Source organism: Arthrobacter zhaoguopingii (assembly GCF_009828605.1).
Taxonomy (GTDB): Bacteria; Actinomycetota; Actinomycetes; order Actinomycetales; family Micrococcaceae; genus Arthrobacter_D; species Arthrobacter_D zhaoguopingii.
In genome coordinates, this window is the sequence record NZ_WIAE01000011.1 from 109,102 (window position 1) to 119,695 (window position 10,594).

The window sequence follows — 10,594 nt, forward strand, 5'->3', positions numbered from 1 at the left end:
GGTCTCCACGACACAACGGGCGCCCCCTAAGGTTAGCCCAGCCCTCCGGTTCGTGAAAACTCAGCGAAGCTTCTCCTCGACGACCTTCCCGAAGTCCGCCACGGCGTCCGGGACCTCTTCGCCGTCGACATAAACGGTCGGTGTACCCTCGACGCCGGCAGCCTGCGCGGCCTCCGTCGTGTACTTCGCCCAGGGCCGGAAGGTGCCCTCGGACAGGCAGGTGGAGATGTCACCGGCACCCACCTCGGCCGCCATATCGGCCAGCCCGCCGTCATCGAGCTCGCCGCTTTCAAAGTTGGCGAACAGTGCCGTGGAGAAGTCGAAGTAGCTGTCCGGTGCCGTATCGGCGACGCAGGCGAGCGCGCCGGCCCCCCGCGAGGAGTAGTCGTCGCGGGAGTTGCGGTCGAGGTAGGCGACGTTGCGGTACTCGAGGGTGATGTCACCGGCATTGAGCCAGCGCCGCAGGTCATCCGAATACTCGCTCTCGAAATTGGAACAGTGAACGCAGTTCACATCGACGTACGCCACCACCGGGATGGGCGCCCCGTCCGCGCCCGGCTCCACTCCCGGCGGCACCCCCGCTCCCGGCGCGGGCTCCTCCGGCAAAGATGCGACGTCGACCTCGCCGCCCTCGGTCTCGGCGAGCTCGGAGGTGGAGACCAGGGTGATTCCGCCCTGGTCATTGCCGTGCTGCGGCGCCGGACCGGCGTCGGGTACCCGCCCGCGGATATTGCCGGCGACAACCAGCGCGATGACGACGGCGATGACGACAGCGGCCGCCACCACGCCCCAGCGGATCAGCAGCGAGTTCCGCCGGGCGGTGCGTTCGGCCGCCTCGCGCTGCAGCCGTGCCCGCTCGCGGGACTCCGCTGAGCGCTCGGCCTTGCTGGGCTTACGGGAGTTGCTCGGTGCCATCGGTCCTTCTGCCTTGCCTGCTTCTCCGGGACGCTTCCCGATCTGCCCCAGTTTATCGGGACTGGCCGGTGCCCCTAACCGATAGAGTTCATCAGTAGGCCTACTAATTGCAGGAGTTTTCAATGAGCGAAGCCACAACGGCAGCGGATTCCGACACCGACACCGACTACGGCGACTTTGACTTCATCGTTGTCTCCAACCGGCTGGCGGTCGACCGCGTCACGGACGACGAAGGCAACAGCTCGTGGCGCCGCTCCCCCGGCGGCCTCGTGACGGCGCTTGCTCCGGTCATGGCCAAGACCGACGGCGCCTGGGTCGGCTGGCACGGCGCTCCCGACGAGACCCTCGACCCCTTCGATGAGGGGAACATGCGCCTTGTCCCGGTGCCGTTGAGCGAGGACGAGGTGGAGCTCTACTACGAGGGGTTCTCCAACGCGACCCTCTGGCCGCTCTACCACGATGTCATCGCGCCGCCGGAATTCCACCGCACCTGGTGGGACGCCTACCGCCGGGTCAACGAGCGCTTCGCAAAGGCCACCGCCGCATCGGCGGCCCACGGCGCCACGGTGTGGGTTCAGGACTACCAGCTGCAACTGGTGCCCAAGCTGCTGCGCAAGGCCCGCCCCGACCTCGTCATCGGCTTCTTCAACCACATCCCGTTCCCGCCGCTGGAGATCTTCGCGCAGCTGCCCTGGCGCCGACAGGTCATCGAGGGCCTGCTCGGGGCGGACCTCATCGGCTTCCAGCGCCCAAGCGACGCCAGCAACTTCCTGCGCTGCGTCCGCCGCTTCCTCGGCCACACCATCCGCCAGCAGCAGGTACAGGTCCCCGCCGACGGCAATGCGCCCGCCTACGTCTCCCGCGCCGAGGCGTTCCCCATCTCGATCGATGTGAACGCCATCACCGAACTGGCCAAACGCCAGGACATCATTGAGCGCTCCCGCGAGATCCGCCGGGAGCTCGGCAACCCCAAGCACGTCCTGCTGGGGGTAGACCGGCTCGACTACACCAAGGGCATCGGTCACCGGCTCAAGGCCTACGGAGAACTCCTCGAGGACGGCTCCATCACCGTTGAGGATGCCGCGCTGATCCAGGTGGCAAGCCCCAGCCGGGAACGCGTGGAGCAGTACCGTCTCCTCCGTGAGGAGATCGAGGGCGCAGTGGGCCGCATCAACGGCACCTACGACACCATGAAGAACACGGCGATCCGGTACCTCCACCACAGCTACCCGGTCGAGGAGATGGTCGCCCTGTACCTCGCGGCCGACGTCATGCTCGTCACGGCGCTGCGCGACGGGATGAACCTCGTGGCCAAGGAATATGTTGCGGCCCGCACCGAGAACCGCGGCGCCCTGGTGCTCAGCGAGTTCGCCGGCGCGGCCGACACCCTCCGGCAGGCCGTCCTGGTCAACCCCCACGACATCGACGGGCTGAAGTCCGCGATGGTGACCGCCCTGAACATGCCCCCGGCGGAAGGCGTCCGCAGGATGCGCATCATGCGCCGCCAGGTGCTCCAGAACGACGTCGAACGCTGGTCGCAGGCGTTCCTGACCGCCCTGCGCAACGGCTCGGCGGTGAACAACGATGCCTGAGCGCACCGATCTCCGGGCGGCCCTTGAGGACCTCGCCGCAACACCGGTGCTGCTCATCGCGCTCGACTTCGACGGCGTGGTCTCGCCGCTGGTCGAGCGCGCCGAGGACGCCCGCCCGCTCCCCCGCTCCTCGGCCGCCCTGAAGGCCCTGGCCGCGCTGCCGTCGACGACGACGGCGCTGATCTCGGGCCGCGCGCTCGGCAGCCTGAGAGAGGTGGCTTCCCCTGAACCGGAAACCCTGCTCATCGGCAGCCACGGCGCCGAAACCTGGACCGGCCCGGACGCCGCACCCCTCACCCTCGACCCCCGCCAGGCCGAACTGCTCGATGCGGCGGCCGACGTCGTCGAGAGTGTCGTGGCGGCTCACCCCGGCACGTGGCTCGAGTCCAAGCCGGCCGGCGTTGTCCTTCACACCCGGTCCGCGGCCGACGACGTCGCCGCCGACGCGGTGGCCGCCGCCCGCGACGGGCTGGCCGGGCTGGACGGGCTCAAGGTCACCGACGGAAAGCGCGTCCTCGAAGTGTCGGTGGTCCACGCCGACAAGGGGCAGGGGCTGGGGCTGCTGAGGGAGCTCAGCGGGGCCACAGCGGTGCTTTTCGCCGGCGACGACGTCACCGACGAGCACGCCTTCGGCGTCCTGCAGCCCCAGGATGTGGGCATCAAAATCGGTGAGGGCAAGACCGCGGCCCGTTACCGCCTGGGCTCGCCCGAGGACCTCGCCGGCACCCTTGAGGACCTTTTCGCCCTGCGTCGTGATTGTGCTTCGTCCAACCATCCGTGACATACTCCAAGTGGGTGTCGACCGGCTCGGCCGGTCCTACCCCGAACAACTGAATACACTCCATTCACTACGGATCGTCGGGCACGTACCTGCCCGTGAAAAGGAAATAAGAAAATGGCAACGGTAACGTTCGACCAGGCCACCCGGGTGTACCCGGGGACCGAAAAGCCCGCTGTAGACCGCCTGAACATCGAGATCGCCGACGGCGAATTCCTCGTCCTCGTAGGCCCGTCCGGTTGCGGCAAGTCCACCTCCCTGCGCATGCTCGCAGGACTCGAAGACGTCAACTCGGGACGCATCCTCATCGGTGACCGCGACGTCACCGACGTTCCCCCGAAGGACCGCGACATCGCGATGGTCTTCCAGAACTACGCCCTGTACCCGCACATGAGTGTCGCCGACAACATGGGCTTCGCCCTGAAGATCGCCGGCGTCCCCAAGGAAGAGCGCGCCGAGCGCGTCCGTGAGGCCGCCAAGCTGCTCGACCTCGAGGACTACCTGGACCGCAAGCCGAAAGCCCTCTCCGGCGGTCAGCGCCAGCGCGTCGCCATGGGCCGCGCCATCGTGCGTAACCCGCAGGTCTTCCTCATGGATGAGCCGCTGTCGAACCTCGACGCCAAGCTGCGCGTCCAGACCCGCACCCAGATCGCGTCGCTGACGCGCCGCCTCGGGGTCACCACCGTCTACGTCACGCACGACCAGGTCGAGGCGATGACCATGGGCGACCGCGTCGCGGTCCTCAAGGACGGCATCCTGCAGCAGGTCGACACCCCGCGCAACCTGTACGAGCGCCCGAAGAACGTCTTCGTTGCCGGGTTCATCGGCTCCCCCGCCATGAACCTCCTCGAACTGCCCGTCGCCGACGGCGGCGTGCTGTTCGGCGGTACCGTGTACCCGGTCCGCAGCGACATCCTTGATGCGGCCGCAGGTAACACCGTGACCCTGGGTGTCCGCCCCGAGGACCTCGTGCTCGCCGCCCCCGGTGAAGGCCTGCAGGTTGAGGTCGACGTTGTCGAGGAACTCGGCGCCGACGCCTACATCTACGGTCACACCACGCTCAACGGTCAGAACCACGACATGGTGGCCCGTGTCGACGGCCGCCGCCCTCCGATGAAGGGCGACACCGTCTACGTCCGCCCCGAGCAGGGCCACGTGCACCTGTTCGACACGACCTCCGGCGCCCGCCTGGCCGATACGGTCTAGTTCAACGCATTTCCAGCAATGCGGTGGTTCCCATGCTGCGTCTTCACGGACGGGGGACCACCGCATTGCGGTTTAAGCTAACGGACCTCCTGCTTTGAGCACTCCCAGTGACCGGCGCACCGGCGGTCCTACAGAAGGCAACATCATGACGGAAACCTACAACGCCAACTGGCACGACGAACCGACCGACTATGCGCAGACGGGCAAGCTGCCGCGCATCCGGACCACCCCTCCGGAGTCGGCACTGGGCTCACTGAACATCACCGCGGCCTCCGCCGACCCCGAGTTGCTCGACCTCCCCTGGCACATCGCGCTCGAGGAATGGCCTGCAGAGAGCCTTGCGGCCCTCCCCCGCGGTATCTCCCGCCACATCGTGCGCTTTGCGCACCTGGGGGGCTCGGTCATCGCCATTAAGGAAACCAGCGAGCACGTCGCCCGCCACGAATACCACATGCTGCGTAAGCTCCAGCGCCTCGATGTGCCGTGCGTCGAACCCGTCGCGGTCATCACCGGGCGCACCACCTCCGACGGCACCGAGCTGGACCCGGTGCTGGTCACCCGGCACCTGAAGTTCTCGATGCCCTACCGGGCCCTGTTCTCCCAGACGCTGAGACGGGACACCCTCACCCGCCTGATCGATGCGCAGGCACTCCTGTTGGTGCGCCTGCACCTCATCGGGTTCTACTGGGGCGACGTCTCACTGTCGAACACGCTGTTCCGCCGGGACGCCGGCGCCTTCGCCGCCTACCTGGTGGACGCTGAGACCGGAGAGCTCTATCCGGAACTCTCAAGCGGCCAGCGGGAGTACGACCTCGAGATCGCGCGCGTCAACATCGCCGGCGAGCTGATGGACCTCGCCGAGGGCGGGCTGATCGAGGAGAAAGTCGACCCGCTGGCCACCAGCGAACTGATCATGGACAGCTACCGCAGGCTGTGGACCGAACTCACGGCGCGGGAGTCGTTCGAACTCGGCGAACGCTGGCGCGTCAACGCCCGCATCCGCCGGCTCAACGACCTCGGCTTCGATGTCGAGGAATACGTCATCAGCACGGTCGCCGACGGGTCCCGGATCCAGCTGCAGCCGAAGGTTGTCGACGCGGGCCACCACAGCCGCCGGCTGCTCCGCCTGACCGGCATCGACGCGCAGGAAAACCAGGCCCGCAGGCTGCTCAACGACATGGACGCCTACCGGGCGGACAACAACAACCTCGACGTCGACGAGGAGATCAGCGCCCACCTGTGGGTCAGCGAAGTCTTCGAGCCGATTGTGCGGTCGGTACCGCGCGAGCTCGGCGGCAAGCTCGAGCCCGCGGAGGTGGTGCACGAGGTGCTTGAACACCGGTGGTACATGTCCGAGCGGCAGGACCGCAACGTTCCCATGGCGGAGGCGGTGCAGTCCTACCTTGACTCGGAGCTGCGGCACCGGCGCGACGAGGCCGAGATCATGCTGACCGCCGACTCGAAGACCATCGGGCTCGACGGGGACAGCAGCTTCCCGGACAGCTAAGTGATCCGGGCCGGTGCGGCCGGCCCGGACCGCGGCTCAGGACCTCACATCTAGGGGCACCGGATTTCCTGGCCCTCATAAATCTGCGGACCGGACCCGGCCTGCTGGCAGAACTCGGCGACCTCCGTGGCATACGGGATTACAGCGATGATTCCGACGATGAGGATAACGAGGCCGATCGTGAAAAGGGCTCCCACAATGATGCCCGCCACCGCAATGCCGTTGCCCATCCCGGCCTTTTTTGACTTCACCAATGCCACAATGCTGAGGATCAGCCCTACCGGGCTCAGGAACGGGATGATCGCCAGGATGAGCCCCACAATGCCCAGCGTGCGTCCGGGGTTCTCACGGGGCCCCTGCTGGCCCGGGTAGCCGCCCGCCGGATATCCCGACGGCTGCCCGTACGGCGACTGCCCGTAAGCCGGCTGGCCGGGGCCCTGCCCGTAGGCCGGCTGCCCGTACGGCGCGGGTGACTGCCCGTAGGCGGGCTGCCCGTACGGCGTCTGGCCGGGGTTGGATGATCCGGAGGGTCCAGAGCTTCCGCCCGGGCCCTTGCCGTACGGATCGTTGGAACCGGATCCGCCGTGCGGACCTGCTGGGTTTTCTGACACTTGCGCCCCTGCAATCTTGTCGGTGCAGGAACGAACTCCTGCAGAGCCCTCCGGGCCTCTGGCCCGAGAATATCACCGCCAAGCGGGCATGTCCGGGGTCGGACCGTCTCTCCGGAACGACCGGCTGAAGCTCCATCCCGACCGCCATCCCTCCGGCCGCCGGACACCCGCCGCAGAGCACGGACGCACGACCCAGCTGCAGGACGGACCACCGCCGAATCTCCTCGCCGCCACCTTCAGGACCGGGAGCGCCTCTCCTCCGGCGCCACAGCAGAGAGTATGGCGGAGATCATAAGTGCAAACGTTTACACTTCAGGAGAACAAGAGACCTAGTGGCACCGAGGTTACCGGGAAGTAACGCCTAGGACACGCGGAATGTATGCCTGTAAACGCTTTCAGTATTGGCGTTGCAGGTCTACGATGTTTCCCATGTCCTTTTCAGCGGCCGTCGACACGGCAGGTTTTAGCGCTCCCGACGGAGCTGTCACTTTCCATGACCCCATCCACGCTCAGCACGCGGACGATGCGTGGTGGCGCTCCTCGGTGATCTACCAGGTGTACCCCCGGTCCTTCCGGGACGCGAACGGCGATGGCATGGGCGACCTCGCCGGCGTGCGCGAGGAACTTGAGCACCTGGTCCGGCTCAACGTGGATGCCGTCTGGCTCTCCCCCTTCTACACCTCACCTCAGCGCGACGGCGGTTACGACGTCGCAGACTACTGCGACGTCGACCCCCTGTTCGGAACCCTGGCTGACTTCGATGCACTGACCATTCGGGCCACCGAACTCGGCATCAAGGTCATCGTCGACCTTGTGCCGAACCACGCTTCGAGTGACCATGTTCTTTTCAAGCGGGCCCTCGCTGCCCCGGCCGGGTCGCCGGAACGTGCAATGTTCATCTTCAGGGACGGGCAGGGCGAGCATGGGGAGCTCCCGCCCAACAACTGGCAGTCCCACTTCGGCGGTCCGGCCTGGACCCGAGTGGTCAACAGCGACGGGTCTGGCGGACAGTGGTACCTCCACCTCTTCGATTCCTCCCAGCCCGACTTCAACTGGGACAACCAGGCGGTGCGGGATGAGTTCGAGCGCATCCTGCGCTTCTGGCTTGACCGCGGCGTCGGCGGCTTCCGCGTCGATGTCGCCCATGCCCTGGTCAAGGCCGAAGGGCTGCCGGACTGGGGCGGGCGTGCCGATGGCAGCTCAAGCGAAGGCTTCCCGGGTCATGAGGCCCCGATGTTCGGGCAGGAAGAGGTCCATGCGATCTACCGCGGCTGGCGGAAGATCCTCGATGAGTACGACGGCGACCGGGTGCTCTGCGCTGAGGCCACCATCGACCCCCTGCCGCGGCTGACCGACTGGGTCCGCCCGGACGAAATGCACCAGGCCTTCAACTTCGCCTACCTGCACCACCCGTGGAACGCGCACGGGCTGCGCAACGTCGTCTCCAGCTCCCTTCAGGCCTTCGACAGCGTCGACGCGCCCACCACCTGGGTGCTGAGCAACCACGACGTCGTCCGCCATGCGACCCGCTTCGGGCTCGGCGAGGACTTCCCCCGCCCCGGTGATGGAATCGGCCACTTCGATCCGCAGCCGGACACCGCAACCGGGCTGGACCGGGCCCGCGCGGCCTCCCTTGCCATGTTCGCCCTCCCCGGCGGCATCTATCTCTACCAGGGCGAAGAGCTCGGCCTGCCCGACCACACCACCATGCCCGCCGAGTTCCGCCAGGATCCCACCTTCGCCCGGACCGGCGGGGAACGGCTCGGACGTGACGGATGCCGGGTCCCCCTTCCGTGGCGCGCGGAGGAGCCTGCCTATGGTTTCGGAACAGCGGACACCCCCTGGCTGCCGCAGCCGGAGAGCTGGAAAGCCCTCGCCGTCGACCGCCAGGACTCCGATCCCGGGTCGACACTGAACCTCTACCGCATGGCGCTGCGACTGCGGCGCGAACTGGGTCTTGGAGCCGGATCGCTGCAGTGGAGCGTGGAGTACGAGAACAGCGACACCGTGGCGTTCCGCAACGGCGACGTCGTCGTCCTGATCAACATGGGAGAATTCGATACGCAGCTGCCCGGCGGCTCGATTCTGGCGGCAAGCCACCCTGAAGCGGGCACCGACGGACTGCTGGCACCCAACCATTGTGTGTGGCTGAAGCTTAATTAAGGCGGCCGGGCTACCCAAGCCCGATTCGAGGGGGGAGGACGCCGTGACCGGCATCAAGGACGTCGCAAAGCGCGCCGGAGTGTCGACGGCCACGGTGTCCCGTGCCCTTAGCGGCAACGGCCGGGTATCAGAAAAATCGCGTCTGGCAGTGCTGAAGGCGGCCCGGGAACTTGAGTTCGTCCTCTCCTACTCGGCGTCGTCCCTGGCCTCGGGCAGGAACCGCAACGTCGGCGTGGTGGTGCCCTCGGTCAACCGCTGGTACTTCTCTCAGATCGTCGACAGCGCCGCTGCCGCCCTCCTGGAGGCCGGCTACGACCTGACTCTCTACAACCTCAGCGAAGGCGCGAAGCACCGGGACCGGGTGCTGTCGGAATTCCTGCTGCGCCAGCGGTGCGACGGCGTGATCTCCGTGGCCCTGGAGCTGAGCAGGTCCGAACTGGGTCAGCTGCTCGCTGTGGGCAAGCCCGTCGTGGGAATCGGCGGCGTCCTGCCCGGTGCCCATACGATCAGTGTGAACGACAGGGCGATCGCCACCCTGGCTACCGAGCATCTGCTCAGTCTGGGGCACCGCAGGATCGCCCACATCGGCGGTGCCGAAGCGTTTGAGAACGACTTTCGAATCTCAGGCTCCCGCCGTGAGGGCTACGAGGCAGCGATGAGCGCCGAGGGCCTCGAAGTTCTTCCCTCCTGGCGTGCTCAAGCGGACTTCACCATCACCGGTGGCTATACCGAAGCCAAGCGGATGCTGGGACACCCGCACAGCCGACCCACGGCTGTGTTCTGCGCATCGGATGAAATGGCGATCGGAACCATCCTTGCCGCCCGGGACCTCGGCCTCCGGGTGCCCGAAGATCTGTCAGTAATCGGAATCGACGGCCACGACCTGGGCGGGATCTTCGGACTCACCACCATCGCCCAGTTTCCCTGCCAGCAGGGCGAGCACGCCGTGAAGCGGCTGCTCGGGATCCTCACCGACCCGGAGAATGCCGACACTCTGCCGGCCGACGAGGACGCCCGGACCGAGCTTGTCGTGCGCTCGAGCACGTCGGCGCCGGCCGACAGGCCCTAACTCCCGCAGCAGATGCCTACGAGACCCGGGATGGCCGGGGCAGCCCATGGTCCGGTTTGGCGGTGGGCCTCCGGCTGCGAACGATCGAGGCTAGCTCCTCGCACTGCAGGACATTACACTGTTCCACCCATGAAGCGTCCATACCTGCCCAGGGCCAGCGGCCAGAACCGCTCATAGCGCCCGCGCAGGTCGTCGGCGCCGCCTTCTCGAGGCCAGCCGCCGTGGATGACGTCGACCGTTGTGGCAGGTGCTGCCCCTCCGACGCTGTTGAAGGAAAGCTCAACCGCCGTCGCAGGGAAGGGGCCGGGGCGGTGCCGCCACAGGAGGGACAAGGCGCGGTGACCCTCCCGTTGATCCTCACGCTCGATGACCTCCGCCCAGACAGCCTCCTCATCCTCGGCTGACGTTTCGACAAAGACGCCGCCCTCAAGGTCGAAGAAGCTTCCAGCGCCCCAGACACTGAGCTCAGCGCCCGGCCACCACAGGTGGAGATGTTCGGTGAACCCGGAAAAGGCGTCGACCACATCGGCCGGCACGCGCACGGACGCGCGGATGTCCGCCACAGTGCCGCCGCCGGCGGGCTCCGGAGCCGCATGGGAGAAAAGTCCACTCATGGTTCGACTCTACCGGTGCTGGGGTGCGTGCAGCCGTGGCGGTGGGCGGCCCCGGTGGGTGCCGGTGCCGGTTGTGGGCCCTGCCGGTGCCGGTTGGGGGCCCTGCCGGTGGGGTCCGGGGTGGGGTGGGGGGTGGGCC

General features: G+C 67.2%; 9 protein-coding genes. 6 read left to right on the forward strand and 3 right to left on the reverse strand.

Annotated features, from left to right (window positions below; all coding sequences use genetic code 11):
- Nucleotides 1-60 precede the first annotated feature (60 nt).
- Nucleotides 61-915: a DsbA family protein gene (locus tag GVV77_RS14375; protein ID WP_246199839.1), complete on the reverse strand. Its 855-nt coding sequence runs from the start codon at nt 913-915 to the stop codon at nt 61-63.
- A gap of 122 nt (nt 916-1,037) precedes the next feature.
- Between GVV77_RS14375 and GVV77_RS14380 the strand changes: the two genes are divergently transcribed.
- From GVV77_RS14380 to GVV77_RS14395, 4 genes are all read left to right on the forward strand, one after another.
- Nucleotides 1,038-2,507, forward strand: coding sequence for an alpha,alpha-trehalose-phosphate synthase (UDP-forming) (locus GVV77_RS14380; RefSeq protein ID WP_159619475.1), 1,470 nt, complete (start codon nt 1,038-1,040; stop codon nt 2,505-2,507).
- On the forward strand, nt 2,500-3,288 hold the full coding sequence (gene otsB, locus GVV77_RS14385) for a trehalose-phosphatase (RefSeq protein WP_159619477.1): 789 nt from the start codon (nt 2,500-2,502) through the stop codon (nt 3,286-3,288). Before GVV77_RS14380 ends, otsB begins: the two co-directional genes overlap by 8 nt.
- A 114-nt stretch (nt 3,289-3,402) precedes the next feature.
- Nucleotides 3,403-4,491 (forward strand): ABC transporter ATP-binding protein, encoded by a 1,089-nt coding sequence (locus tag GVV77_RS14390; RefSeq protein ID WP_159619479.1) that lies wholly within the window; start codon nt 3,403-3,405, stop codon nt 4,489-4,491.
- Nucleotides 4,492-4,636: 145 nt separating this feature from the next.
- Nucleotides 4,637-5,998 (forward strand): DUF4032 domain-containing protein, encoded by a 1,362-nt coding sequence (locus GVV77_RS14395; protein WP_159619481.1) that lies wholly within the window; start codon nt 4,637-4,639, stop codon nt 5,996-5,998.
- Nucleotides 5,999-6,048: 50 nt separating this feature from the next.
- Here GVV77_RS14395 and GVV77_RS14400 read toward each other — a convergent pair whose 3' ends face one another.
- Nucleotides 6,049-6,609, reverse strand: a complete 561-nt coding sequence (locus tag GVV77_RS14400) for a DUF4190 domain-containing protein (protein ID WP_159619483.1) — start codon at nt 6,607-6,609, stop codon at nt 6,049-6,051.
- Between the two features lie 429 nt (nt 6,610-7,038).
- On the opposite strand from GVV77_RS14400, the gene GVV77_RS14405 reads away from it, so the two are divergent.
- Nucleotides 7,039-8,772, forward strand: coding sequence for a glycoside hydrolase family 13 protein (locus tag GVV77_RS14405; RefSeq protein ID WP_159619485.1), 1,734 nt, complete (start codon nt 7,039-7,041; stop codon nt 8,770-8,772).
- 43 nt (nt 8,773-8,815) lie between these two features.
- Nucleotides 8,816-9,841, forward strand: a complete 1,026-nt coding sequence (locus GVV77_RS14410; RefSeq protein WP_159619487.1) for a LacI family DNA-binding transcriptional regulator — start codon at nt 8,816-8,818, stop codon at nt 9,839-9,841.
- A 113-nt stretch (nt 9,842-9,954) separates the two neighbouring features.
- Here GVV77_RS14410 and GVV77_RS14415 read toward each other — a convergent pair whose 3' ends face one another.
- Nucleotides 9,955-10,455, reverse strand: coding sequence for an SRPBCC family protein (locus tag GVV77_RS14415; RefSeq protein WP_159619489.1), 501 nt, complete (start codon nt 10,453-10,455; stop codon nt 9,955-9,957).
- Nucleotides 10,456-10,594: the final 139 nt, after the last annotated feature.